The 26740-nt window shown below is 53.4% G+C and carries 22 protein-coding genes; 7 read left to right on the top strand and 15 right to left on the bottom strand.

All coding sequences use genetic code 11. From position 1 onward, the window contains the following. Positions 1 to 11 precede the first annotated feature (11 nt). Entirely contained in the window at positions 12 to 821 is an 810-nt protein-coding gene (gene dmdD / locus E1297_RS38990; RefSeq protein ID WP_155147812.1) for a methylthioacryloyl-CoA hydratase, read from the bottom strand. Positions 822 to 842: 21 nt separating this feature from the next. Continuing rightward, positions 843 to 2606, bottom strand: a complete 1764-nt coding sequence (locus E1297_RS38985; RefSeq protein ID WP_155147809.1) for an acyl-CoA dehydrogenase — start codon at positions 2604 to 2606, stop codon at positions 843 to 845. 112 nt (positions 2607 to 2718) lie between these two features. On the opposite strand from E1297_RS38985, the gene E1297_RS38980 reads away from it, so the two are divergent. Continuing rightward, complete coding sequence (locus E1297_RS38980; RefSeq protein WP_155147807.1) at positions 2719 to 3732, top strand: AraC family transcriptional regulator; 1014 nt, start codon at positions 2719 to 2721, stop codon at positions 3730 to 3732. 48 nt (positions 3733 to 3780) lie between these two features. Here E1297_RS38980 and E1297_RS51425 read toward each other — a convergent pair whose 3' ends face one another. Both E1297_RS51425 and E1297_RS38970 read right to left on the bottom strand, forming a co-directional pair. Further along, positions 3781 to 3939 carry a DDE-type integrase/transposase/recombinase gene (locus E1297_RS51425; protein ID WP_368669818.1) on the bottom strand — a complete coding sequence of 53 codons (159 nt, stop codon included), beginning with the start codon at positions 3937 to 3939 and terminating at the stop codon, positions 3781 to 3783. A gap of 162 nt (positions 3940 to 4101) precedes the next feature. Next, on the bottom strand, positions 4102 to 6078 hold the full coding sequence (locus tag E1297_RS38970; protein ID WP_155147803.1) for a TonB-dependent receptor: 1977 nt from the start codon (positions 6076 to 6078) through the stop codon (positions 4102 to 4104). Between the two features lie 253 nt (positions 6079 to 6331). Between E1297_RS38970 and E1297_RS38965 the strand changes: the two genes are divergently transcribed. The 4 genes from E1297_RS38965 to E1297_RS38950 are packed head-to-tail and all read left to right on the top strand — an operon-like array spanning position 6332 to position 9874. Further along, positions 6332 to 7222: a siderophore ABC transporter substrate-binding protein gene (locus tag E1297_RS38965; RefSeq protein ID WP_155147801.1), complete on the top strand. Its 891-nt coding sequence runs from the start codon at positions 6332 to 6334 to the stop codon at positions 7220 to 7222. Between the two features lie 3 nt (positions 7223 to 7225). Beyond that, positions 7226 to 8191: an ABC transporter permease gene (locus tag E1297_RS38960; RefSeq protein ID WP_368669816.1), complete on the top strand. Its 966-nt coding sequence runs from the start codon at positions 7226 to 7228 to the stop codon at positions 8189 to 8191. After that, positions 8181 to 9125 (top strand): iron chelate uptake ABC transporter family permease subunit, encoded by a 945-nt coding sequence (locus E1297_RS38955; RefSeq protein WP_209016268.1) that lies wholly within the window; start codon positions 8181 to 8183, stop codon positions 9123 to 9125. The genes E1297_RS38960 and E1297_RS38955 overlap by 11 nt, the downstream gene beginning before the upstream one ends. Then, positions 9122 to 9874 (top strand): ABC transporter ATP-binding protein, encoded by a 753-nt coding sequence (locus tag E1297_RS38950; RefSeq protein WP_155147799.1) that lies wholly within the window; start codon positions 9122 to 9124, stop codon positions 9872 to 9874. The genes E1297_RS38955 and E1297_RS38950 overlap by 4 nt, the downstream gene beginning before the upstream one ends. Before the next feature lie 71 nt (positions 9875 to 9945). On the opposite strand, the gene E1297_RS38945 is transcribed toward E1297_RS38950, so the two are convergent. Continuing rightward, complete coding sequence (locus tag E1297_RS38945) at positions 9946 to 10788, bottom strand: PHB depolymerase family esterase (protein ID WP_155147797.1); 843 nt, start codon at positions 10786 to 10788, stop codon at positions 9946 to 9948. On the opposite strand from E1297_RS38945, the gene E1297_RS38940 reads away from it, so the two are divergent. After that, the gene (locus E1297_RS38940) at positions 10764 to 11789 is read left to right on the top strand and encodes a GntR family transcriptional regulator (RefSeq protein WP_155147795.1); all 1026 of its coding nucleotides are present in this window, start codon (positions 10764 to 10766) and stop codon (positions 11787 to 11789) included. The two genes, E1297_RS38945 and E1297_RS38940, sit on opposite strands and share 25 nt — an antisense overlap. A gap of 446 nt (positions 11790 to 12235) precedes the next feature. Here E1297_RS38940 and E1297_RS38935 read toward each other — a convergent pair whose 3' ends face one another. The 6 genes from E1297_RS38935 to E1297_RS38910 form a co-directional block, all read right to left on the bottom strand. Further along, positions 12236 to 14701: an autotransporter domain-containing protein gene (locus E1297_RS38935; RefSeq protein ID WP_155147793.1), complete on the bottom strand. Its 2466-nt coding sequence runs from the start codon at positions 14699 to 14701 to the stop codon at positions 12236 to 12238. Positions 14702 to 14965: 264 nt separating this feature from the next. Then, on the bottom strand, positions 14966 to 15493 hold the full coding sequence (locus E1297_RS38930) for a dihydrofolate reductase family protein (RefSeq protein ID WP_155147791.1): 528 nt from the start codon (positions 15491 to 15493) through the stop codon (positions 14966 to 14968). A gap of 159 nt (positions 15494 to 15652) precedes the next feature. Then, positions 15653 to 16354 (bottom strand): response regulator, encoded by a 702-nt coding sequence (locus tag E1297_RS38925; RefSeq protein WP_155147789.1) that lies wholly within the window; start codon positions 16352 to 16354, stop codon positions 15653 to 15655. A gap of 3 nt (positions 16355 to 16357) precedes the next feature. Continuing rightward, a complete protein-coding gene (locus E1297_RS38920; protein WP_155147787.1) occupies positions 16358 to 18679 on the bottom strand; it encodes an ATP-binding protein in 2322 nt (773 codons plus the stop codon). 112 nt (positions 18680 to 18791) lie between these two features. Continuing rightward, positions 18792 to 19466, bottom strand: coding sequence for a hypothetical protein (locus E1297_RS38915; RefSeq protein WP_196223504.1), 675 nt, complete (start codon positions 19464 to 19466; stop codon positions 18792 to 18794). Between the two features lie 232 nt (positions 19467 to 19698). Continuing rightward, on the bottom strand, positions 19699 to 20520 hold the full coding sequence (locus E1297_RS38910) for a LysR family transcriptional regulator (RefSeq protein ID WP_155147784.1): 822 nt from the start codon (positions 20518 to 20520) through the stop codon (positions 19699 to 19701). Between the two features lie 96 nt (positions 20521 to 20616). Between E1297_RS38910 and E1297_RS38905 the strand changes: the two genes are divergently transcribed. Further along, on the top strand, positions 20617 to 21024 hold the full coding sequence (locus E1297_RS38905) for a hypothetical protein (RefSeq protein ID WP_155147782.1): 408 nt from the start codon (positions 20617 to 20619) through the stop codon (positions 21022 to 21024). A 173-nt stretch (positions 21025 to 21197) separates the two neighbouring features. On the opposite strand, the gene E1297_RS38900 is transcribed toward E1297_RS38905, so the two are convergent. The 4 genes from E1297_RS38900 to E1297_RS38885 all read right to left on the bottom strand — a co-directional run bounded on the left by E1297_RS38900 (position 21198) and on the right by E1297_RS38885 (position 26728). Beyond that, complete coding sequence (locus E1297_RS38900; RefSeq protein ID WP_155147780.1) at positions 21198 to 22475, bottom strand: hypothetical protein; 1278 nt, start codon at positions 22473 to 22475, stop codon at positions 21198 to 21200. A 635-nt stretch (positions 22476 to 23110) separates the two neighbouring features. Next, positions 23111 to 24628, bottom strand: a complete 1518-nt coding sequence (locus tag E1297_RS38895) for a proline/glycine betaine ABC transporter permease (protein ID WP_155147778.1) — start codon at positions 24626 to 24628, stop codon at positions 23111 to 23113. A gap of 10 nt (positions 24629 to 24638) precedes the next feature. Continuing rightward, positions 24639 to 25688, bottom strand: coding sequence for a glycine betaine/L-proline ABC transporter ATP-binding protein (locus tag E1297_RS38890; protein ID WP_155147776.1), 1050 nt, complete (start codon positions 25686 to 25688; stop codon positions 24639 to 24641). Between the two features lie 68 nt (positions 25689 to 25756). Then, on the bottom strand, positions 25757 to 26728 hold the full coding sequence (locus E1297_RS38885) for a glycine betaine ABC transporter substrate-binding protein (RefSeq protein ID WP_155147774.1): 972 nt from the start codon (positions 26726 to 26728) through the stop codon (positions 25757 to 25759). Positions 26729 to 26740 lie beyond the last annotated feature (12 nt).

Below are 26740 nucleotides of genomic sequence, written 5' to 3'. Positions count from 1 at the left end.
TACCGCCTGTATCAGCTGTTGGGCCGCACGCGGGCGGCGGTTTTGTTTGCAAAGGCTTCCAGGCGCTCACGGGCCGCAGGTTGGGTGTTGACCACTCCGCCAACCACAGCCTCGGCATAGGCTGCATCCATGCCGGACATGTTGTTCAGGTGGCTGATCGCAGAGCAGATGGCAAAGTTGGTCAGCGGCAGGTTCTGTGCAATTTGTTCTGCTAGCTCCATCGCCTTGGCCATGCTGCCGCCATCTTCGGTGATGTATTGCGCCAATCCCAGATCAACGGCCTCTTGCCCCTGATAGACGCGGCCCGTCAGGATCATGTCGATCATGCGGTACTTGCCGATCATGTCTGAAACACGGATTGTCGCGCCACCACCGGTGAAAATCCCACGCTGGCCTTCGGGAAGGGCGAAATAGGTGCCCGGGTCGATAACCCGGATATGAGCCGCGCTGGCCAGTTCCAGACCCCCGCCAACAACCGCACCGTTGAGTGCAGCGATGATCGGCACACCGCCGTACTCCATCTTGTTGAACGCCTCATGCCAGCGCAGGCAGACATGCATGAAGTCATCAGGGCTGCGGTCGGCTTTCCAATGCTCAACCAGATCAAGACCCGCGCAGAAATGGTTGCCTTCACCGGCCAGAACCACAGCTTTGACACCGGCCATACGGGCACCGCTGAAAAAGCGGATCAGTTCCTCGATTGTGGCCACATCCAGCGCGTTGCGCTTTGAAGGGCGGTTCAAAGTTACGACGTACAGGCCGTTTTCACGCTCAGAAATCGCGAGGCTTTCGTAAGTGTCAGGGTTCACGACATCATTCATGGGTCAGGTCCTTTCGAGGAATTATTCGGCAAAAGCCGCATCAAGCAGGCTGCGCGAGCCGTACAGAATGCGAGTGTGTTCGGTCGTGCACTCAGGCAAAATGTGCTGCGCAAAGAAAAGGGCGGTGGCAATTTTCTGGGACATGAATTGCGTATTCTGTCCAGCATCCAGCGCAGCTTGTGCAGCTAACGCACCTTTCGCCAGCTTCCATCCTGCCGCCAGCGTACCCGCCAACATCAGGAAAGGGACCGAGCCCGCAAAGGCTGCATCGATGTCCTTTCGGCTGTTTTCCAACAACCAATCCAATGCGGTTTCGAATGCACCGCGCGCCCGCGCAAGACTTGTGCTGATAGCTTGCGCCGTTGCGTCACCCTCGGCCAGTTCCGCCTCGGTCGCCTTTATCCGAGCTGCGAAGCGGCGGGCAGTTTCGCCGCCGTCGCGCATTACCTTGCGCCCTAGAAGGTCGTTGGCCTGAATGGCGGTGGTGCCTTCGTAAATCGGCAGAATGCGCGCGTCGCGGTAGTGCTGCGCGGCACCGGTTTCCTCGATAAAGCCCATGCCGCCATGGATTTGTACTCCCAGCGAGGCGACCTCAACTGCACGTTCCGAGCAGAAACCTTTGACCAGCGGAACCATGAATTCGGCCAGGGCAGCCATCTCCGGATTGTCTTGATGATGTGCGATGTCCAACAACCCAGCGGTCGCCGCTGCCATGGCCCGACCGCCTTCCGTCAGGCTGCGCATCCGCATGAGCATACGGCGGACATCCGGGTGTTCAATGATGGCGACTGCGTCTTTGGCCTGACCATTCACCGGACGGCTTTGCACCCGCTCGCGTGCATAGGCCAGGGCACGTTGGTAGGCCCGCTCAGAAGTCGCAATACCTTGCACACCAACGGAGAACCGCGCTGCGTTCATCATGATGAACATGTACTCTAACCCGTGATTTTCCTCGCCGATCAAGAACCCTGTGGCATCTTTGTATTCCAGAACCGCCGTCGGACTGGCGCGAACACCAAGCTTGTGTTCGATGCTCACACAGTTGACCGTGTTTTCGGATCCTACCGTCCCATCCGCTTCCACAAGCTGCTGCGGCACGATGAACAGGCTCAACCCTTTGGGTCCGGCAGGTGCGTCAGGTGTACGCGCCAATACCAAATGGATGATGTTCTCGGTCAGATCATGAGCGCCATATGTGATGAATATCTTCGTTCCTGAGACGCCATAATCGCCATCTGCACGTGGCACCGCCTTGGTCGCCACGCGCCCCAGATCGCTGCCCGCCTGTGGTTCCGTCAGGTTCATCGTGCCGGACCAGCGTCCAGCAATCAGCGGTTCAAGGTACATGGCTTTCTGATCATCCGAACCCGTCAGCAGTAGCGCCTCAATGGCTCCATCGGTCAGAAGTGGGCAGAGGCCAAAGCTCATATCAGCGGCATTCAGCATTTCCACCGCTGCTGCGCCGACAGTTCGCGGCAATCCCATGCCACCGTATTCCACCGGGTGGGTCAGGGCCTGCCAACCCATCTCGACGAACTGTGCATAGGCCTGCGCGTCGCCCTCAGGCATAGTCACGCGCCCGTTGTCAAACCGGGCCCCCAACGTGTCTCCAATATGGGACAAAGGCGCGATCTGCTCACCGCAGAACCGGGCATAGCCTTCGAGAACAGCACCAATATCCTCCAAGTCGTAGTCCGAATATGCGGCGAGCGCCGACACCTTCTCCCAGTGGGACAAGTGCTCGACACAAAACATCAAATCCTGAACGGGCGGCTGATAGGACATTCCAGGCTCCCTGGTGGTTATTATGGTTTCGCGTCATCTATCTGCCTCATGGATTGTCGGTAAGCTCATTATTTGACAAAATAGTATCCGATTACGCCAAATAGAGATTCTTATGACCAGAAATGACCCCATCTCTCTGACGACGGTTTCAGCGGCATTTATTCAGGATTGGCTAGATGCACTTGGGTCTCGTTGCACTGTAGAGGAGATGGATTCGCTGCTTGAACGCTCGGGCCTTCAAACCAGTCCGATGGCACCAACTCAACGTGTCACACTCAATGAAATAGCCCGACTGTATCAACTTGCCGCGCCTGAGACTGGGGACGAAATGATGGGTCTCTGGAGCAGACCGATCCGGCCACGCGCGTTGCAGCATCTTGTGACGGTTCAACGCGGAGCGAGCAGCCTGACCTCGGCTCTCTATCGGTTCTCGACGTTCTGGAACTTGCTTCTGGATGACTTCTACTTTGACTTGCGGAACAAACCGGACGAAGTGGAGTTGGCATTGGTACCTTACTTAGGCGAAACTCAGCCGCAGCGTTTCGGTCACATGCTGATCCTGAAGCTGGCGCATGGGCTGCTATCCTGGCTCAGCGGGTCTGAAACACCGGTGCAAACGGTTTGCTTTGCCTTTGCCCGCCCGGAATTTGCAGCAGATTACTCGGTGGTCTTCCCATGCCCCGTCGAGTTCGATACCCCACAAACCAGCATTCGCTTTGATCCACGCCAGTTTACACGCCCTATTAGTCGAAGCCCCGCCGAGGCATCCGTGTTCCTTGATCGCGCGCCGTTGGATTGGATCTTTACCGGTTCGCGTGCCCATACAAATAGCCTTCGTGTCCGAGCCTTTCTTTATGGAGCGACCTGGCAGACTTGTCAGCTTCCGGATGCGGCTCAGGCTCTTAAGATGACGCCTCGGACTTTGAACAGACGCTTGAAGGATGAGGGGACATCCTTTCAGGACATCAAAGATGCCCTGCGCCGAGACATCGCGATCCGTTCTCTTCAGCAAAGCACGGACAGCATAGATCAAATCGCGTTTGACACGGGCTTCTCGGCCCCCGCGAACTTTCATAGGGCCTTCCGAAAGTGGACAAACCGAACGCCTGGGTCATACCGGACATAAGAACTGAGCTCCGGCGAATTAAGGTAAATCGCCTTCATTTAACCTAGGCTATTTCATGATCCAATTCCTAACGGAATGGGGTTTCCCTGCTTTATCTACAGCCCGATAGAGGTATTTCCGCTTGCCGAGAACACGTAGATAGTTTTCGTTGAAAGGCCAAGATTTCAGCGTTGGCTGCTTCTTCGATTGTACCCGCGCTGGAACCAACGGCGAGTACCTCTTTACCCACCAGTACCAGCTCAATCAGATTCATGTATGCGATCTCTAAAGGTCGGGCACGGGCAGGCACTGGCAAAAAGCTCCGGTAGCAACGAAGCTCGGGGCTGACAACATTCAATTGCCAACCCCGTTTTTAATCTCGATTACGCATCAGAACTCGATTTCCGCCATGAGGCGCAGTGAGCGACCTGGTTCGTTCAGAGCAACCACTTCACCTACAAATTCTTGCCCATAGGTTGCGCGGTTGGCATAAGTCTCATCGAACAGATTGCTAACCTCGGCCCGCAGGGTCAGGTTTTGCATCTTTTTAGGAGTGTATTGAGCAAATACGTTGACCACGGTGTAACCTGGCAGTTCTGGACCTCGCCCGCGTGTCGCAAAATCGTACGTGTCGTCGTAATCAAACGCCACTTGTGCATCGCCACCAATCAGAAGCCCGTTGTTAAACTGATGCGCCGCTTGCAATGATACAAATTCGCCCATCGGCATAGTCAGATAGTTGCCAGTAAAGGAGTCTGCGGTGCGGCCATTGATGTCCGTATCAATGTTGGCATAGCCCACTCTTACGAAGCCACCATTCCACGCATATCCAAAGCCCAGTTCGTATCCCTTAGATTCTAGATCCGCTGTCTCCGCCGGCCCGGCGCGATAGGATGCAGCGCGGGCATTGTCAATTTTAGTGTGGAAGTACTTGGCGTTAGCCACCCAGACTCCAACATCATACTTGGCCGCGACAAACACGTTTTCAGAGGTAACATCTTCGATCCCTGTTGCCGGATAGCTCCAGGCTGGGTTCATGATGAAGTTCTCAGCCAGTTCGATGCCGCCCCAGACGTTCGAATATCCGGCGCTTACAGTGAATTGATCCGTGATGTTGTATTGTGCTGCAAAGTTACCCGAAACTCCGCTGGTAGACTGTTTAGAACCGTCAACTCCGGTGAAGTCTTGAAAATCACCACGCAGACCGAAGGAAAGGTCAGTCCGATCATTGGGCCGCATGCGAACCTGGGCAAAAACACCAATGTTCCGCAGCTTCTCTGAAGCCGCTTCATCCCGATTTGAGAACCGCAGGGACTTGTAGTCCGTATCAGCAGTATCATTGTAGAAATCCAGGCCGGCATTGATTTCGGTCCACCCGAAATCGAAGCGGTTGGAAATCTCGCCGTTGAAACTGTCGGTCTTGCCGGAAACAGTCTGGTTCGTCGGCAGACCGGATTCGTCCAGGAACAGTTCGGAACTGCTATAGGCAAGCAGAACTTTGGGATCCCACAACCCCTTGGGTTCGGCTTCGGTATAAGTGAAAACCACGTTCTCGCGTTTCAGATCATATGGGCGTGTGAGTGGCACGGGACGCCCACCAATGATTTGACCGATATTAGCCCGATAGGGTCGGACTTCGTCATCTCTGACGCGTTCATACGACAGTTCGAACCGGCTGCCTTCTTCGGTTTGATATGCGGTTTTTACCAATCCGCTTAACAAGTCTGTGGCGGACCCGATGATTTCGTTTCCACTACCATCCTTTTGCGTATTCCCGGTCGCGTATTTTAGGTAGCCCAAATATTCGAAACCACTTTGTTGGCCATAGAGTGTGAGGCTGTTGGCTACGATGTCACCGTTCGACTGATACTCGAACCGGTACCTACCCCCGAAATTGGCGTCTTCGGACAGCAGGTCCGCTACATCCTTGGTCTCGTAGGCCAAGGCCCCAGCAAGTGCACCGGGACCTGCGTCCGCAGGGGCGACGCCGGGATCAATCCGCGCGGCCTTGAGCAACCCCGGATCGACCAAAGTCGTCGTGTTGTGGTGGAAGATCTTGTTGTTCTGGCGCGCCCCGTCGATAGAGATTGCCAGATTGTTTTCCTCAATTCCGTTGACGTAGAGTTTCTGAGACAATGGGATCGAGCTGCCAACCTGTACAGTCGGCTCCGCCACAAACAACTCAGAAAGATCTGAAGGATTGGTAAGTGCCAGTTCGTCGCTCGTGATATCGATTTCCTCACCTTCCGGATCTTCCAGAGTTGGTGCAGAAATCAAAATTGTCCCCAAGAATATGTCATCTTCTGCATGTGCTGCCAGCGGCAGCAAGCCAGTGGCAACATAGGCCAGATATCGGTGTGCTTTCATGTCCTAACCCGTTCTTTTGTATTTTTATCGTTTGGCTAGGTGGTTGAATGGCTACCGATTTGCGGTTATTTGGCACAGTCAAAATTGTACTTCAACAAATAAAATACAATTAAGGAAGAAACACCGATCCTGCCACGCTAGAATCACTCACTCTGAAAACCGACCTAGTTCTGGACTGTCCCATGTGCCAGAACACTATGGACCCCGCTCAGCCAGTCATCGTGACAGCCAAGCCTTGATCATGAGGACTGTTATGTACAAAAAGCTCACTGTTGCGTTGTGTCTGCTGGCATCACCACTTTCGGCGCAAACTGTTTCAATCGAAACCTATCGTGGCCATCAGGATGTGCCTGTCACACCTGGCAAAATCGCTGTGTTTGACATGGCTGCTCTGGACAGTCTGTTGGCTCTGGGGATCGTGCCAGATGCCACGATACACCCAGTCTATGTGGACTATTTGGCAGAAGCGACCAACAATGCCGCGCATGTCGGTACGTTGTTCGAGCCAGATTACGAAGCAATCGCAGCAATTGCTCCTGATCTGGTGATTGCAGGCGGGCGGTCTTACAAGGCTGTGCCCAACCTGAACAAAATCGCCCCGACAATCGACATGACGATCTGGGAAGATACAGTAAGCCAGGGCCTGGACCGTTTGGAAGCTTATGGCGAAATCTTTGACAAGCAGGCAGAGGCGGCCGCGCTTGCGCAAGCGTTCGAAGCTAAAGTTGAAGCGACGCGCAAGTCCACCTCGGGTCAAGGATCAGCCCTTGTCGTAATGACCAACGGTCCCAAAATCTCAGCCTATGGCCCCGAAGGGCGCTTTGGCTGGTTATACGACACGGTGGGGTTGAAGCCGGCTGTCGAAAATATCGAATCCTCCACCCATGGCGAAGCGATCAGTTTTGAGTTTATCCATGACGCCAATCCCGATGTCCTGATTGTAATCGACCGCATGGCTGCCATCGGGCAAGACGGTGACGCCGCGCAAACCGTTCTGGACAACGCATTGGTTCAGGAAACCAAAGCCTGGGAGACCGGTAAGGTCATCTATCTCGACAGCACGCCGCTTTATATTGCGGCGGGCGGCATCCAATCCATGACGCTGACTTTGGATCAGATCGCAGCTGCATTTGAGGCTGATTAATCTGTGCGCACACTGCGATTAGAAATATGGATAGGGCTAGGTGTAATTCTGGCCCTGTCAGTAGTCTCGCTCGGTGTTGGTGTAATCAAGCTGTCGTGGGAACAAGCATTTAGTGATCCCGAAGCACTACGCGTTCTGATTGTCAGCCGCCTACCCCGCACCCTGGCCGTTCTTATCACAGGCGCTGTTCTTGCCATGGCTGGCATCATTCTGCAGGCCATCGTTCGCAATCGGTTCGTAGAACCCATGACGACGGGCACCGGACAAGGGGCAGCTTTGGGGATACTGTTGGCTACAATTCTGATCCCGACCGCGCCCTTGATCCTGCGCATGGGATTGGCAGCAACAACCGCCTTGGCCGCTTCGCTGGGATTTCTGGCCATCGTTCGGCGTCTGCCGATAAACCAGCCTTTGCTGGTACCACTAGTAGGGCTGATCTATGGCGCGCTACTGGGGGCAGTATCCGTGTTCTTCGCCTATCAGTTTGACTTGCAGCAAAGCATTGCAATCTGGACCACGGGTGAGTTTTCCGGCGTTCTGAAAGGCCGCTACGAACTGCTGTGGCTGGCCGCGTTGGCTGGGGGACTAGTCTATCTGATTGCAGATCAATTGGCGATCATCGGTATGGGGCAAACCATGGCGACCGGGTTGGGTGTGAACTATCGGCAGATCATGGCGGCAGGGCTGCTGGTGATTTCCCTGGTAACGGCGCTGACCGTGGTAACCGTGGGCATGATCCCCTTTGTAGGATTGGTCGTACCCAACATCATCTCGCGGCGCTATGGCGACAACCTACGCCAGACCCTGCCGTTAGTAGCGCTGACCGGAGCTGGGCTGGTGCTGATCTCAGACATATTGGGGCGCATACTGCGCTTTCCCTTCGAAATCCCGGTGGGCTCGGTCTTTGGTGTGATCGGAGCAGTGTTTTTCTTGATGATCCTGTATTCGAGTTCACGCAGTGCCTACTAAATTGTTGGTCGGCCTGAGCCTGGCTTTCGCCCTGATTTGCATCGCTTACATGACTGTTGACGCCAAAGCGGGTTGGGACTTTATCCTTCCGTTTCGTGGCACCAAGTTGTTGGCCCTGGTGGTGGTTGGTGTGGCTGTCAGCACCGCCACCGTTTTGTTTCAAACAATCTCGGGGAACCAGATCCTCACTCCGTCGATCATGGGGTTCGATGCACTTTATGTATTGATCCTGACCGGGTCGGTTTACGCTTTGGGCGGGTTGGTCGTGGCTGATCTGGCACCCATCAAGACGTTTCTGATAACGGGCTCGATGATGGTGGCGGTTTCTCTACTGCTTTTTGGATCCCTGCTGCTGGACAAGAGGCAGGATCTGTTCCGCATGATCCTGACCGGAGTGATACTGGCTACTTTATTCAGGTCGCTTACCTCATTCCTGCAAAGGATAATCGATCCCAACGAATTTGCGTTCATACAGGTGGCCAGCTACGCGAGGTTTAACGACCTGTCGATTGACACGCTAGCCATTGCAGCCCCGTTGACAGCACTCGCCGTAGTCACCGCCTGGTCTATGCGATTTCGTCTGGATGTACTCATGCTAGGCCGTAACATCTCTATCGGCTTGGGTGAAAATCCTCATCGCGGATATCTGATGACTTTGCTGCTGGTGGCGGTATTGGTCTCGGTTTCCACTGCTCTGGTCGGTCCCGTGGCCTTTTTGGGCCTGCTGGTTGTGTCCTTGGCGCGGTTTGTCCTATCCAGCCCTTACCACTCCCACCTCTTACCGGTTGCTGCATTGATCTCGGCCATCACGCTGGTCGGAGGACAACTGCTGATGGAGCGTGTTTTTCGCCTTGTCACACCTTTGTCCGTGGTCATTGACCTTGTCGGTGGGCTGGTGTTCCTGACCCTTATTCTGAAGAGTTTACGCAGATGATTACAGCCTCCAACATCACTCACCAGCATAACGGAAAACCAGTTTTGAAAGACGTTTCCGTTCAGATCCCCAGCGGCGGGATCACGGCGCTGGTCGGTCCAAATGGGGCTGGAAAATCAACGCTGCTCAGTCTGATCGCACGATTGCAACCTTTGCAAAGTGGGCAAGTCTTGGTCAACGGACTGGACGTGCAGACCACGCCTGCACGGAACATGGCCCTGACATTGGCAATCCTGCCCCAAACGACCGAGGTCACCCCCCGCCTCACAGTCGCCGAACTGGTTGGCTTTGGACGCTACCCGCATCATCGTGGGCGTCCGGGATCGCAGGACGTTGCCAAAGTCGATGAGGCAATTGAAACATTTGATTTGACAGATTTCCGCGATCGACCCTTGGACAGTCTTTCTGGTGGCCAACGCCAGCGTGCATTTGTGGCAATGGTTGTCGCGCAGGACACCGAATATGTGCTGCTGGACGAGCCGCTAAACAATCTCGACATTGCCGCCAGCCGTTCTCTGATGCAGACTCTGCAGGGTCTCACACGTGATCACGGTCGAACCGTGGTGATCGTACTGCATGACATCAACTATGCATGTGCCTACGCAGACACCATGATTACATTGACTGACGGGCGGTTGGGCCCCTGCGGCACTCCCGGTGATATAGTTTCGGATGCTATGATGCGGCAGGTCTTTCGAACCGACGCTCGTATCCTCAGAGTTGGGGACAGGGTGTTGGTTGAAGCCTGATTGAAACACATCAGATGACTTAGACGATTGCCGCGGCGGCAAAGCACGACACCAGTTTTTGCCTTGCCTATTCAGGTCAGGTGGTCCTTCAGGAACGCCTGCACCGACGCCACCAAGCCCCGCTCGTCATGTGACACACCGGAGATGAGATCAAACTGCACAGAGCACCCCGCTGTTTCAAGCGAAGTAGCCAGACTGCGAAGCCTGTCAATTCGGGTACGTCCAGTATCGTTGATACCTGGGGTCCAGAACAGCTCGCCAGGTTCTACCGTGATCTCCCAAGTGTCGGTGTCCTTCGAGCCAACCACGCATTGGACCGGCACGTGCTCGATCAGATCGGGCTTGATCTCACCACCCAGATAATCGGCCATTCCGTCCAATCCCAATGGATACCGCTTTGTTTGATCACACAGCGTCACCACCCCGGGTGCGCCAATTGAGACAGCGCTCAGACGGTCGGGGTGTGCATAGAGAAACCGATGGGCGAAATGTCCGCCTCCGGAAAAGCCATGAAGCAAGAACTTGTCGGATTGAACGCGGTAACGCGCGGCAACCTCATCCACCATCGACAACAACGAAAGATCGAACCGGAAATCCCGCGCCCGCAACAGTTTGTAGTTCTCTTGATCGCCAACAAACAACAGATTGCACGGAAACAAAGGCGCAAGCACGATCACTTTTTGCTGTTCAGCAAACTCGGCAAACCCGTCGCGATACAGATGTGCCCCTCTTTCCGTACCGTGCACCAGCACCACCAGCGGATAGATCCGGTCATCATCTGTTTTGTAATCCATCGGCACATACAGGCAGTAGCTGAGCCGCGGCTCGCTTTGGAGCGCATAAAACGGTGTGTACCCCTTGTCGTAGTACCCAAGCGGAAACGCCGCATTTGCGGCTTGTACCTCCGATTTCATCTGCTTTCTCCACCTATGGTTACACGCTGCGCTCGCCAGTGCTTTGCATTTTTCGCGACAAAGTACACTTGCGATTAACCTTTGAAAACCGTAAAGAAAATAGCATGTCAGATATTTCGCCTCCTGCTCGGAAGGTATCGGATCTTCAACGCGAGCTGGCAGCACAAATTATGAATACTGCCGAAAAACGGGGCCTGGATTCTGGTGACCCTCTGAGAGAATCTGTATTTGCCAAGGAACTATCGGTGTCTCGAACTCCGGTCCGGGCCGCGTTGGATTTCTTGTGTGAAATCGGCGTAGCAGAGCATCGGCCTCGCCGGGGGTATTTTCTATGCATTGATGCCGACAAGTTGCCCAATCTGGACTATCAGACAACCGGTCAGCAGGCTTACAAGCTTTATCACAAAATTATCGACGCCTATTTCGCAGGCGATCTGTGTGATCGGATCAGTGAGGCCGAACTGATGCGACGCTTTCAGACCGAGCGCGCTCCCTTGCAAGAAGCCCTGTTCCGCCTATCCAACGAAGGTTTAGTGCGACAGAATCCAGGTTATGGATGGCAGGTCACACCATTGGCAAAATCGCGCGAGGCGGAAGCGGAGGATATGTTCCGGTTTCGACTGCTTCTGGAACCAGCCGTTTTCCTAGAGCCCGGATACACCGTGGACCCAGAGAGGATAGCCGAACTCCGACTTGAACAGACCCACCTGATCGACACGATCATGACAGATTTCGACCTGACGTTGGTATATGAGTCCAACATCCGCCTGCACGGCACCTTAATCTCTTTTTGCCGGAACAGGTTCTTCATACGCGCGCTGGATTCCGATGAACCAGCTGGTCGGATAAAGGAGTATCAAAACTACCAGAACAAGGTGCGCACATTGCAGGCCTGCCACGAGCATGTTGCCATTCTGGATGCCGTCGATGCGGGCGATCTGGACCGGGCTTCGGACTTGATGCGAGCGCATATCTTATCTGCCAAAGAGGCGAGTAAGTGAACAAACCAATATTTGATGAGCAGGGCCGAGGGAATTTGTTGCAACTGCTCAGGTTAGACCGCGAAGAGTGCTGCGTGAGTGCAATGTCGGTAATGTCCAATAACTCGCCTTTATTCTGTTCCACATCCAATATCTGATTTGCACCGCTCGTAACTTGCTGCACGCTTGACACTCAGGCTACTTATCAAGCTCCGCTTTGGGCTCGAAGCGAATGCAGAGGTGACGTACTGGGCAGGGCTTCCACCTTTGCACACATGATCACTCCTTGCTGCTGGACGCCTCGAGCATTCGGAAACAACCTCATACTTGCCCAACACAGACTCGGTCAGAATTGGTACTGGTGGCAAGTACAAACAGAATTTCAAGTAACCCAGAGCAGTTACATCCTGTAAGCGTACTTCTTCCTTGTTGAAACATGGATCGATTGGTGGAGGATTTGGTTCGTCCTAGAAGACATATTGAAAGGACAGTGTTCCACGAATCTCGTAGTTGTCGCTGCCTCCGAAAAACCCGTCCGCACCCACTGAGAATACCCCGCGACCATCGCGTGTCTGTTGGCGGAACCCACCCCCAATAAACCCGCGAATGAGCTGGTCATCATAGGTTGGATTCAAGGTAATCTCAGAGCCTAGCACACTCGCGTCTCGCGACGCGTCCCCCAGTGTGAACTGCCCGTCAATGCCTGCCGTTAACTCCAACAGCGCGTCCGGACCTGCGCCCAGAGAGAACTCGTGCGGTAGTGTGACCTGAGCCCGGGCATTCACGTAGTCACTCTGACTGCCATCTACCGTGATTGGGCTGGCAACCCCAGTTTCGGTGTATCCATCTTCGGACGTATATAGATAGCTGAGCTGCAGGCTGGCCAAAATCGGTCTGTTCGCCAGCACATTATCGAGCCGAACTCCAAACTCGATAGAAGGCGACAGGAAGTAACCATCATAGTCGTAAGTGCCGGTCTCAACCCCACCTGCAGCCAGGTTGTTAAATACTTGCCTGTTGCCATCAGAACTTAGCTGCCCCCCGACAATCGATGCACGAATGTAGTTGGATCCAAAGTCGCTGTGGTACCGACCACCGACGAAAATAGATTTAGTGGTAAGCGAATTGCCTGAATTGTCCGAGGTTATGTCACCGGTTGCAACACCGCCGAACAAACCAACCAGCGAGCCGTAGGCTGTAGGCAGGTCCACGCCACCGATCACGCCACCATAGCTATCTTGAAGAATACCGGCCCCTGATATCTGATTTTGCCCTCCGAAACCGGTAAACCAGACATTTTTTTCGGTCCCGTTTTCGCGCCTGATCAAAGGAATACGAGTCCCAGTGTTGCCGGCGACATCGGAAATTGAGCGAACCAGATCGTTGGCAAAGATGTCAGATCCGGCGAACCCGGCAGGGTCGATCACAACGATCGTGTCATTACTAACAACAAATGGCGAACCTGCAGTGTCTCCAACAGAAGGCACATCGTTCTTGAACGTCAGATCAAGGTTCATTCCGGGATCAGTGTTCAGAGTGCTCGAACCGACAATATCGATCAAGCCCTGGATGTTGGACCCGTGGCGCAGAAAGAGATCCGTGCCAGTGCTCGCATTGATTTCGAACGCCACGGTGTTGCCTTTGATCAAACCGCTATTGGTGAAAGCTGTGACGTCATTCAGAACAACACCAACGTCATCTCTGCTTGAAATCGTTCCGGTATTAACGAATGAGGATATGACACCGGTGTTTTCAAAGCCTGCGTTGAGCCGTCCCGTAATAGTACCATGGTTTTCGAAACTGCCTACGTCTCCGTCGATACCAAGCCCGAGCTCATGACCTTCAATCCGACCTGCATTGAAAAAGGTTTTGATTTGTCCAGTAATCGTGCCCGAAGCGTTATCGCTGGAAATAGTGCCGGTATTGACGAATTTTTTGACGTCCCTGAGCGCAAGGCCGACACTGCCGTTCCCGTGGATCACACCGCTGTTGTTCAGCGATGTCATGGTTCCATCGCTAAGAACACCTACTTGCGCGCCGCTTATTGTGCCCGAATTTGCAAATGTCGAAATCCCGTTACTGGCTGTCACACCATTGCCATCGTGAGATACAATCTGTCCAGTATTGTCCAATAGAGCGACTTGGCCGTCGATGGATACTCCGTCACGATTTAGCGACTCGATGAAACCATCATTTCTCAATACCCCCAAACTTCCACCAATTGCGATCGCGTCTTGCCCCCCGCGAATGACCCCTTGATTAGAGAGCTCGCCCACATTCCCGACGGAGCGAATGGCGTTAAATGTGCCCAGTATCTCGCCGGAATTCAGGATCTGACCAATGTCAGCCTCACCAAATATTCCGAAAATATCCGTGCCTTGGATTCTACCCGTGTTCTGGATCGTGCCGACCGATCCTGTTCCGTGGAACCCGACGTCATCGCCTAGTATCAACCCGTCGTTAACAACGGTCTGGCTCGTACCTCCGACCCGAACCGCGGTTCCGGAGACGCCGCTAATGACACCGGTCGCATCATTATGAAGGTAGTTCAGCGACGAACTTGGTGAAAGCAGATGTATCCCGTCGACATTGCCAACAATTTCACCAGAGTTCTCGAGTCGAAGCGTGCTTGTTGCCAACCAGAGCGCTGTAGAGTTGACCGAACGTATTTGACCGTTGTTGATGACCTCAAGCGCTGCGTCCGCTTCGCCTGCCAGTACAGTACTATCAAGGTTGGATACGGTCCCACCGCTTTCAACCTGCAAGGTTGAGCCATCGAACAGTAACACTTGGTCGTTTATCGTATTCCCCGGATTCACAACCAGAGTTTCTCCGGGATCGACGATCACCTGCGCTGAAACCGCCCCAACTGTAAGCAGCGCTGTAATTGATGTACTGCCGAACAATTTGATCAGATGTGTCTCTGGAAACATGCGTACTCACTTCCCCGTTGCAATTTTGAGGGAGCGATAGAATGCCGACATGTCAGGCTTGTTTCGGGTAATGTATCAATTTTGTCAGTACCTTGTTCAATTCTTGGAAGAAGGAACTCTTAGAAACGCAAAGGTCTTTCTGGTCATTGATTGGTGCGACACGGCAAACAGGATTGTCGGCGCCTTCGCGATTTCGAAAATCAAGCGATCCTGCTGACGACGGGACATTCCCGGTCGAAACCGCAGCAGGACCGCTATCACCACTTAGGTCTCGTATTCTTCTAATACGTACCCGCTCAGATAAGACTTGGATGCGATCTTTTTGAAAGGATGCGGACTTACCTTACCACCAAAAAGAGATACTCCGTCGCCATAAACGAAAGGCGCGCGCTTAAGAATGACCCTGTCGATCAGGCCTTTTTTCAAAAGCCATCCAGCAAACGAACCGCCTCCACAAAGGTAGATTGGTCCCTTCGCAATCGATTTAAGTTCCCTGATGATATGGGTTGTTGTCGACCTGCATATCTTCACATCGCTGTTTTTCAGATCACCAATGGACTGGGAAAACACGATCGTCTCCATGTGCTGATAAGGATTTTGACCCGGTTCCAGGCCATACTTGTATCCAAACTGATATGTTGATCGGCCCATGATTGCCGTCGTGTATGTAGCCATACGGGCATGGTAGTCTTCGACGACCGGCCCTTCATTGGCGAACATTGAGATGTCACCGGATGGACCAGAGATAAAACCGTCCACTGAGACGGCGACGTCATAGATAATGGGATGCATTGTGTGCTCCGAGAAAGTTAATCCAATTTTTGCCGTTTGGGCTGGCTGCGTGATTGGACTTACTTGATCACTTTCAGGGCACTCCTATTGCTCATGATTGGATACTGTTGCGTGGTAAGAAAAACCAGCACCATATCGGTCTGTGTTCGGTGCAGCAATTTAACCAAAAACATAGCCGATACCGTGAACAGTACGGATCACCTCGGGCTTTTCAGGGTTTTTTTCGACCTTGCGACGGATGCGCGATATTCTGAGGTCAATTGATCGATCGAATGGTTCCCAACCCCGATCATGCGCCTTGGCCAGCAGTTGATCACGGTTCAGAATCCGACCACGATTTTCGGCAAAAACCCTCAGCAGACTAAACTCCATGGCGGTTATCGCAATTTCAGAACCGTCTTCGGCAAATAAGCGGGCGCTATCGAGGTCAAGATGGCAGGTCCCAAAGGGCACCGTGCCGCTGAGACGATCATGTTTTTCCTGCTCGGTTTCCCGGATGGCGCTGCGCCGGATCGCCGCTTTGATCCGCGCTTGCAATTCGCGAAGATCAACTGGTTTGACAAGATAGTCATCGGCCCCGAACTCCAGACCCAGTACCTTGTCTACTACGTCTCCGGCAGCTGTCAGCATCATCACCGGCACCTGAGAATCCATCCGGATATCCCGTAAGGCCGTGAAACCGTCCTTACCGGGCATACGCACATCCAACAGCACCAGATCGGGTTCTTGTTTGGCCAAAAGCGCCATTAGCTCTGCGGCGTTTTCAACCTCTTGCACGGCATAGCCACATTCGCTCAGGTGATCTGCGAGCATCTTGCGCAAGGGTGCTTCGTCGTCGCAGATGATAACGGAATGATACATAGGCTATTCCAGTTCGTAGAGCACGAGCCGGATCAACGTCAAAAGCTCGCGTTTAATGATTGGTTTTTCGATATAGGGGCGTTTTGATCGTGCAAAGAATTCACGGACATTCTCACTCAGGGCATCACCGGTTATGAAACCCACGCGATTGGCGCTATTCGGTGAAATCAGGCGCAGGGCTTCATAGAACGCTTCGCCATCCATATCGGGCATTTTGAAATCGCTCAGGATCACATCAAATTCCCTGGCCTCGGCCATGTGCAGCGCCTTACGGGGCGTGGTCGTCATTTCGACCGAATGGCCTTCGTCGGTGAGTATGTCCGAAAGCAATTGCGCCACGCCGGCCTCGTCATCAACCACCAGACAGGACAGCGACTTCGACGGCGTGGGGGCCAATCGATCCAGCTCGTTCCGCGTGTTGTCATCATGGACCGCATTCAGCTTGACGTAAAAACTTGTGCCCTCACCCGGAACAGATCGCAATGACAACTCACCTTCGTGGCCTTCGATAATCTTATGGCTAAAGGCAAGCCCAACGCCGGTCCCTTCGCCGACTTCCTTAGTGGTAAAGAATGGTTCGAAAACCCGGTTCTGAATGTCTGCAGGAATACCCGGACCGTTGTCGCGGATTTCGACCACGGTTCGGTTCTCGTCGACATCGTGATACGACCGCACAAGAATGCGGCCTTCCTCGCGCTGTTCGTGAAGAGCGTGGCCAGCATTGACAATGAGATTGCTGAAAACCTGCGCCAGCTGATCGAAATCACCCGCAATCGGAGGCGCGGTCTCGTCTAGATCAGTCTCGACAACAGTGCCGTTGGTTTTCAGCGAGTAGCCCGACACCTCCAATGCTGTCGCCACAACGTCGTTAAGCGAACAGATATCTATCCGGGTTGGACGCTGACGTGCCATCGCAAGAAAGGTTTTTACGATCTTTCCCGCGCGTTCGGCGGACTGGCACATCAAATCAATCCGTTCGGACAGCACGGGATCGCTCACCTTGCCCTGCAGCATCTGGCTATACCCGAAAATCACCGACAATGGATTGTTCAGCTCATGCGCGACGCCGGCCAGCAGTTCCCCAAGGGCCGAGAGCTTTTCGTTCTGATGAGCCACCTCACGCTGTTGTTCCAGCTCTGCCTCGGCGCGGATCTGTTCGGTGATTTCCCGATAGGACAGCAGAAATCCACCCAGCGCGGTGACATTCGAGCTTCCTAGAAAAACCCTGCCATCAGAGGTTTGCAGCGGAAACTCGCGTCCGTAGTTGTAGATTAAGGCCATTCCGGCGGCAAAGTAGTCTTCCTTACTCATACCCTCCGGGCGTAGGTAATAATCAGAGTCGACAATGGACCAGAAAAACTCATTTCCAGGGTCACCAGGCTGCGGATCCAACCCCGTAGGCTCGATCATCGCGTACCACGCCTTATTGGCCAGCACGAACTTCTCATCCGCATCAAACAAAACCAGAGGGTAATCCACTGCATCGATAGCGCCGTTCACGGCTTCGAGCCGCGTCGCCTCAGCCCTACGTTGATTGGTCAGATCGCGTACAAACAACAGGGATCCGCCGTACGCGGTCAAATGTGAGGCACCCACATAGTGTTTGCCCTCTGCGGTGCGTATCTCCACCTGTTTCCCGTGCTGCGACATCTCGGTCATCAGCCAATTGATGTAATCCTCTTGGCTCTGATCCGCAGGGATATCGTAGAAGCCGTCCTTGACCAGCTCGATAACCTTTTCGACAACTTCGTCGCCGGGTTCAGGAGTAAGATGCGGCCGCGCACCATACATCATGTTCTTCCACGCCGTGTTGGCAAAGACGAAACGCATGTTCTCATCGCAAAGAACGAGACCTTCATCCAATGCCTGAAACGCATCTAGCAACATGTCACGCGCTGATTGATCGGGCGTTTTCGCTTCCTCGAGAAACTGCAAGCGCACCAGTGCCCTGCCGCCTAAGGTAATTTTGGTAGTGGCGGCAATGGTGCACCCGTCCGCGTTTCTGAACTCGAATATCTGTCCCGGATCAGTCGGCACTCCAACAGTACGCGGAAGCGTCGCCTCATCCATGCCATCTACCGGCTGAAGATAACCCGTTCCAAAAAAGCCAAGCGCGACCTGTTGAGATGAGTTTCCTACGTCGGGTCGTGGATGACCTGATGGCGCCAGCATTTCCATGTATTTGTCATTGCACAGAAGAAAACTACCATCGACATCAAATAGTGCGACCCCTTCGTCCATGGCATTGAGCAGGTCTTCGAACTGGGTGACATCGATTTGTGAACTACCCTCGACACAGGTTGCCATCTCCTGAGCTGTCGTCATTTTCGCTGTCCTCTAAGACCGGTTGGATCAAGGCGGTGCACTTGCTGGCTCAGATCAGTTTGTCGGGAGATGCGGTAGCCGACAAGCCATAACCTGAACTCACAAGATAGCTTCACGGTTCGATAACGTACCAAGCGTTATCAACAAAAACCCATCGCGTTCCGCTGGTCCATTCATACTGCCCGCCATCCTGCTCAAGGTGAATAACAACAGGCGGCTGACTGGAGGGGGCCAATACTTCCCAGGCCAACCCATCCAAGACCGGTGTCAAAGTCAGGTTTTGCATTAGGGTAATTTCGCCTTCCGTCAGCATCTTGGTGACATGAGCATTGATCCGCTCCATCGGAGCACCGCTTTCAGCCATTTTGGTCAGAAGAGGTTCGTGGAAAGCAAATACGGTTTCGACATCTCGCCTTTGAACTGCGGCCTGTAGCTCTTTCACCGCATCAAGCAGGCCCTTGCCGTCGCTTATAACTGCCCCGGGAAAAAAAGCCTCAACCGGGCTCTGGCTATTGAAGACCAATTCTTGCTCTCCATCGCCGTGTATTTCCACTGAAGCCAGAGATTGTTCATTCGGAAATTCGTCCTCGCAGCCTTCATGCACTGCGAAATAAGCTACATCCTGCGCGCCCTTGGCGTCATAAGTAACCGTAATTGTATTCTCACCGTCCAATAAACCCTGATCTAGTTTCACAACGCCTGAATAGCTATCCCCTGCCATTACCAGAACACCGTTCAGTCGAATATCGAAGAAGCCTCCATCTGTCTTGTAATTCACTTGGTGCATGGGCTGACATCCAAGTGCCGATTTGGAAAGCAGTAACACCAGTGCTGCCGATGCAAATCCGGTACGATTTTGGCCACTCATTCTCTCGCTCTCTCCCGCTGCAGGTGAACCTGGGCAGGTCAACAGGTTCCATTTACTTAAACCGTCAGGCTAGTGCCGGTTTGTGTCAGAGAAACATTGCAAGATGTATCAATTGTATCATTTGCCAGAGGGTCGCCTTTGTACGAAAAGGTCAGCCACTTTTGATAACCTCAGCCAGCTTCTTTGCCAGCTTGGTGGCCAACGCCGATCGTCGATGGGAAATCCCGGCTTTACGTGTTCCTGCGTTTCTATCCGCAAGTGGAACCCAGACGACATCTTCACGGTATCTGGCATGTGAGCGTGGCGTGAAAGCGATGCCAAGATCCGCCGCAACCAGATCCATCAACTGTGGGTCGTTCATAGCCTGTGCTGCGGGCGCTGTGCTGAGTGCATTCATATCCATATGATCTGCATTCGGGCAGTAAGGCCTGTGAATTATTGGGTACCTGCGAACATCCTCCAGTCGCACCTCGCTCAGGGTGGCAAGCGGGTGCTTACTTGAGAACGCCACGCCAAAAGTCTCCTCCTCCAATAGAATGAAGCTATGTGAAGCAGGAAGGCAGACGTCAGTAGTATAGGTGATGTCGCTATCTTTCGCTTCGGCTGTAAAACCGAAGGCCAGATCGGAAAACTCGCGGCGAAGACTGCTGAGCCCTGACGCGAGGCTATTGATCAGCATATCTGGTGCACAATGGATCCGGACATTCTGTTTCGGCTGATTCAGAATTCGGCTCTCGAGTGTTGTGAGATGAGTGACGCTGTTCAGCGCGTCATGATAGAGCCGCGTCCCTAGCGGTGTGGGCGTTAAGCCAGTTTTTGAGCGTAGAAACAAAGATGCGCCCAGACGATCTTCAAGCTTTTGAATCGCAGCCGAGACTGTTGGCTGGCTAACGCCGTTCTCTCGTGCCGCTTTGCTAAAAGTCCTGACCTCATAGGCGCTGACAAAGTAGCGTAAGGAGTTTAACTCTATCATAGATAATATCTATATCATTCATAATTGATATAGCAATTAACTTTGTCATGCAGCGGTGACAGACTCCATACGCCAAACAAAGAGGAGTCTATGAACATGGAACTGAAATCTGCGATTGTTGAAGAAACAGTTATCGAACAAATCATCGCCAAATTTGTCGCTGGTGACCCGACGATGTTTGAACTGATCGCGCAGGATATTGATTTTCGGATCGATCACTTTCGCGATGATACCGACATCAGTTGGCAGCAGGCAAAAAACCGCGATGAGCTGATGGTACTCGTTGGCCGACTGGGCGCAGAGGTGTTTCCCGAGGGCACAAAATCATTAGGCACAAATTGCGTAGAGCTAGGTGATGGCTGGTATCTGACTTCCTTTCATCAGCAGTTTTTCTACGGCGTCCAACAAAGGGAAGTAAAAAGCCTTACGTATATCTTGTCTCATGAGGCAGATGGTCTGCTGGACTACTTCCGCGAGACGGTTACCAGTGTTGTCGAAGTGTAGGCTTTTCCCAAAGTGATAACTCAGTGCAGAGGGGATCTCACGCAAACTCTGTACTCAGCTGCCGTATCCGACCGCAGTTCTGATAACAAGCCGCCGGATAAGGCAGGAGCAAACTGTCGCGATCTCACGCAGGTCACGCATTTTCCGAAGGAAGTAATCTTGCACGCCGCCTTCTAATAGGAATGCGACAGAACACCCACACGATGTAGTTTCTGCGGTATGATCGATAGATCATCCTGCACGATGAATGTCTCTGCTACACCCTGTAGCGACACCGCCTCACTCACCCAATCCCGGATCGGTTTGATGTTCTCCAAAGTGATCCTTAGCCAGATTGAATGTGCGAAAACTTCATCAATCCGCACTAATAGATTATAGTGCGACACGCTCGATCCAGACTGATTATTGAAATGAGTCTGTTCCGCCGAATGATCGACAACAATGCCTTTGATCACCTTACCAGGTCGGATCGCCTCTGGCAGCGGTTCAAATACATCGCCCGGCTGAAGCTGTTCAACGAGCTTTGGGTCATGAGCCCAGGCCACCAAACCGATCATCGTTCCCGCGCCTGCCAACACAGCTGCCAGAAACATGACCCGGTGATGTTGCCACAACCAGCTGAATCCGGTCTCCACGGCCGAGGCCGAAGTGGTCTCAAGCTCTCCCTGATAGTCAACGGACCAACCGATTAGTCCAATGAAGAATAACCCAAGCAAACCCAATGTCGCAAAGTGGAGCACGCCAGCCTTGATCGCTGCCTTCGTCGTATAAGACTGCCAGCCCAAAACATCCTGCGCACGCTGACCGAACCGCAGAGTTTTCTCCCATTGCAGATCGGCAAATCGGTCGGCAAATACATCGTTATCTTCGTAGGTACCGCCGTGTGAAGTCACGATCTCACCTCCCCTTATAGTTGGATAAAGACGAAACACCTCGTTGTGCAGATCATGACCAACCACGACCGAGGAGTCTGGTTGGCCAAAATAGCGAGTATGGATCGTTCCGATCGTATCAGTCACCATCAACGTATGTACGGTCAGGACCCCCAGAAAGAGTATGCTCAAACCCCAGCGAGAAGCCCCACTCTCAAACCATGAAAACACGATCAATATGCCAGACACGCCAACTGTCATGCGACAGAACAGGTCGAACAGAACCAACATGGCTACGGTAACCGATAACAAAACCCAATGGTTATAGTTTGAATACCGCGGAGCGTCTGGAAACGACAACGTGGCAAAATCCCGTTCGATGGACGGGACCAAAAGCTGATATCCAGCCAATAGCACAGCCAAAACTATGAGTAGTCCGCCAAATACCCCAGCAGTGATCGGGATCATTCCGCTCATGCCTTCAAAGCTCTGCTGACCCGAGTGGGTATAATGCCCCCAAAATGCGAAGGTGACGCTACCGATGCCGACTGCGAAAAGAGCAATACTGGTGGCAGTCATGCCACCGACTCAAAAATCCGTCTCTGACAGGTTCTGAATTCACGAACCCACAATTGTCCTACTAAAGGAGCGATGGCAGCACCGAGGCTTGGCAGTCGCTTGTGTAACATATTCCGGTCTTCCTCGGGCGATTGTAGCGCGTTGCCGTTCAGCGGGATGAGAAGACTCTGGGTTCGAAATGTATCAGAAAAGCGCCAGTGATTGTATCAGTTGTATTTTCACTTGGACTTTAGCAACCGCTGCCCCCGCTCCTGAAGGCTAGACGGGAAAACCAAATGTGAACCGCAAACAAGTGGCTAGACGTTATCGCTTTCCCGCTGTCTTCATTTTGTTCACTGTCCGGATGTGTGTGCAGCAGGCCCTTGTACAAAATTGGTCGATTTTCTCCCCGAGCGAGATGAGCATATTCACCGCTAGAAAGGGTGCGCAGGCAACCAGCGCCTTACCTCCACTTTGACCACATCGCCCACAATGTCTAAAGGTGGAAGATCACCTGACAGTTGGCAACAGTGCCATCAGCTTGAGCCATGACAGTCGCCCGATGTGAATCCTTTTTGTGCACACCGCTCAAAAGACATTGCACCACGGGATTTGAAGTCAGGACGATTTAGCTGATATCATATTCGCAATAGGGCTCACTTCTTACCGGCCACAATACGATCCAGAATGAGAGCACAAAACAGAATGGCGAGGCCTGCCAATATGCCCTGCCCTGCCGCCGCATATTGCAACGCCTCCAGAACATCTTCGCCCAGTCCCTTTGCCCCGATCAGCGATGCGACAACAACCATGGCCAATGACATCAGGATGGTCTGATTGACACCTGCCATGATGGTTTTGTGCGCAAGTGGAAGATCTACGCGCCAAAGCAGATAGCGCGGGGTGGCACCAAATGCCAAAGCAGCCTCGCGCACGGTTTCGGGAACCTGCTGCAAACCAAGGACGGTAAAGCGAATGACGGGTGGACTGCCAAAAATCATGGTCGCGACCACACCCGCAGGTTTACCGGATCCGATGAACGCGACCACCGGGATCAGATAAACAAAGGATGGCATCGATTGCATGAAATCCAGTATCGGTCGCACGATGGCAAAGGCCCTGGGCCGACGCGCACAATAGATACCAAGTGGGATGCCGAGCGTAATTGAGATCATCGCTGCTGCACCCAGCAGCGCGATAGTGGTCATCGCCTTTTCCCAGAAATCCAGTAACCCGAGATAGGCCAATGCAGCGCCGGTGAAAATCGCAACACGCGCACCCGCAGAAAGGTAAGCCAACATAATGATAACCAGCGAAACCACTGGCCAGGGCGTGTCGACCAGAACCACCTCGATCCAGTCCAACAGGGTGCGCATCCCGTATGTCAGCCCATCAAAGAAACCTCGACCCGCAGTTTTGGTCCATTCAAAGACTGCCTGCACACCATCCCCGACATTCAATCGCCAGTCACGGTTGGTTGGAAAAGTCTTGAGGATCGCAAACGCATCGGGTTGCGCAAATTTTATTGCGGACAGAATGACAACGACCACGGTCAGTGCCGATGCAACAATCATGCGTGCCATGGACCACCCATGAGCCACGCTGGAATCTGATCGCCAGCGGGCGAACTGACCCTCTAAGGTCCAGTTGGCCAATGACGCAGCGATAAACTTTACGACCAGCAAAAGGACGATTCCTGCTGCCAGATATGTGATCCCCGTTGAATCGGCACTTCGGGCAGCGTCCTGAGCCCCGGCCAAAGCCCCCTCAAGCGACTCTGCTGCACGTTTCAGGGAATCGAGCGAGGCGGCACCCGATTGTTCGGCCGCTTCGATCTGTTGTCGGCGAAGATCAAGGGTTTGTTCGATCTGCTCGGCTCGTTCGCGAAATTCGCGCCCAAGATCACCAAAAAGACCCAGCCCTATCTGTATGTAAGCCAGTGTTTCAAGTACCAGAAAAGTCAGAAACCACGACCAGAGACCCCGCGCTCCAAACCAGATTGGCCCAAGAATTGCAGCAGCCTTGTTCAGGGTGAACCGGTAACCCGGAGCCTGCATCATGTAGGAGAATGTTTTCTGATAATACGCCTCGCCCTGCCCAACGAAATCCCCAATCAGGCCGTTCAGGCGGTCAGCGGTCTCGGGTTGGACCTGTTGTACGTCAACGTGTTTCATCGCCGTTCCCTTATGCCTGACTGTCTTGAATGGCGCGGATCAGACCCGCCCGGTTGATCACGCCCACGGTCTTGCCGTCCTGTGTGACAGCCACAACCCCGTGACCATCTACGCAGAGGTTCATGAGATCAGACAAATCCATGTCGGGATGTGCCTCTTTGGCGTCTGTCGGAACCTCACCGTGATGTGCCTCGAACTCTTCAACCGGCTTCATCACCGCATGGGCAAAGATCATATTGAGTTTTGAAATCCCGGCAACGAAGTCAGCAACATAGTCATCTGCCGGATTCAGAATGATCTCTTCCGGCGTGCCAATCTGAACGATGCGCCCATCTTTCATGATCGCGATGCGGTGGCCGATACGAATGGCTTCATCAAGATCGTGCGTGATAAACATCGTAGTCTTGTTGAGCTTGTGGCTGAGCTCCATGAACTGATCCTGCAGTTGCTTGCGGATCAGCGGGTCAAGGGCCGAGAACGGCTCGTCCATCAACAAGATCTCCGGGTCCGCAGCGATAGCGCGGGCAAGGCCGACCCGCTGCTGCATGCCACCAGACAGTTCGTGCGCGTATTTGTCTTCCCAGCCGCTCAGTTCCACCAGTTCAAGAACGCGATCTGCTTCTTCCCAGCGCCTTGCCTTACCGGTGCCGCGAATTTCTAGGGGCATAGCTACGTTGTCTCGTACGGTACGGTGGGGCATCAGGCCAAAGTTCTGGAATACCATCGCAACGCGGCGATTGCGCAGATCGCGAAGCCCTTCGTCGTTTAGGCCCATAACGTCATCGCCATCCAGATAGATATGACCGTCCGTAGGCTCCAACAGGCGATTTACATGACGAACCAAAGTCGACTTACCCGACCCGGATAGACCCATGACGCAAAACAGCTCACCGCGTTCGATCTCGAAACTGGCATCGGCAACACCTACAACGCAGTTAAAGCGTTCAAGTACCTCCGCCTTGCTCAACCCTTCATTGTGAATGGCCTTCAGCGCGTCTTGCGCCTTTGCTCCGAAAACTTTCCACACGCCACGCGCATCGATTGCGATATCCGCTGTCATACTGGTCTCACCATAGTTGGTCTTGTGGATTGCGCCCCCGATCCAGAAACGCCGGGGGCACAGTTGCTTCAGTTGGTTTTCAGGCCCAGCCAGCCATCAACTGTATCGGCATTGGCATCGATCCATTCGGCCACAACCTCATCGATCTCGCGCCCTTTGACCACGACTTCATAAGTCAGACCGCTCAGCTGGGCGGCATCCATGTTGATGCTGCTCAGGAATGACGCGGCCGCCGGATTGCGCTGGTCCAAAGACTTGGAATGCGCAACCGTTACCGTCTTTACCGGCTCGCCGGTGCTGACATGAGACTGGTTGTACCAATCTGCATCCTGATCGGGTTGGACCATTTTGTAGGTGGCCGGATCATGTTCGGGCTCTTCCAGAATGGTGACGTCATAAAGCGCGTGCACGTAATGCGGAGCATAACAGTAGAACGCTGCACCTTTCTCCTGATCGATCTGATCCTTCAAACGCGAATAGAATACCGTTTCATCCTCGGTGGTCGGCGTCAGGAAAGTTTCGATGCCATAATCGCGTACTCGTACTTTAAAGGTATTGGTAGATGCCCAACCAGAAGCTCCAACCCAGACCTCGCCCATGCCATCGCCGTCTGAGTCAAAAAGCTCCTGCGCCATCGGCGTGGCAAGATCATAGATCGATTTGATGTTGTGATCCTCGACCATGTAGGTCGGAACACAAATACCGGCACGACCTTCATAGCTACCATCGGACAGGCCAACTGTCCCCTTTTGGTCCACGTATTCGTCAGTGAACGAAGACTGGTTTGGCAACCAGACATCGGGGTGCACGTCAATGTCACCACGCCCACCATCCATCGCAGCAAAGATCACTGCGTTTGCGCCGGGCGCATAGCCGACTTCACCGCCAAGACGGGTTTCAATGACCTGACCGATCACACGGCTCATAATCTTGGCTCCAGGCCAGCTGGGCTCACCAACCATAACCTTTTCCTGCGCCATTGCAGTGGTGGCACCCAAGGCCAATGCCAGCGACGCAGTCAGTGTATTAAAGTGCTTCATCTTGTTCTCCTG

The sequence above is a fragment of the Roseibium sp. RKSG952 genome (assembly GCF_009711355.1).
Note: the sequence above shows the minus strand (reverse complement) of the source record. Positions and strands in the feature narration are given on the sequence as shown.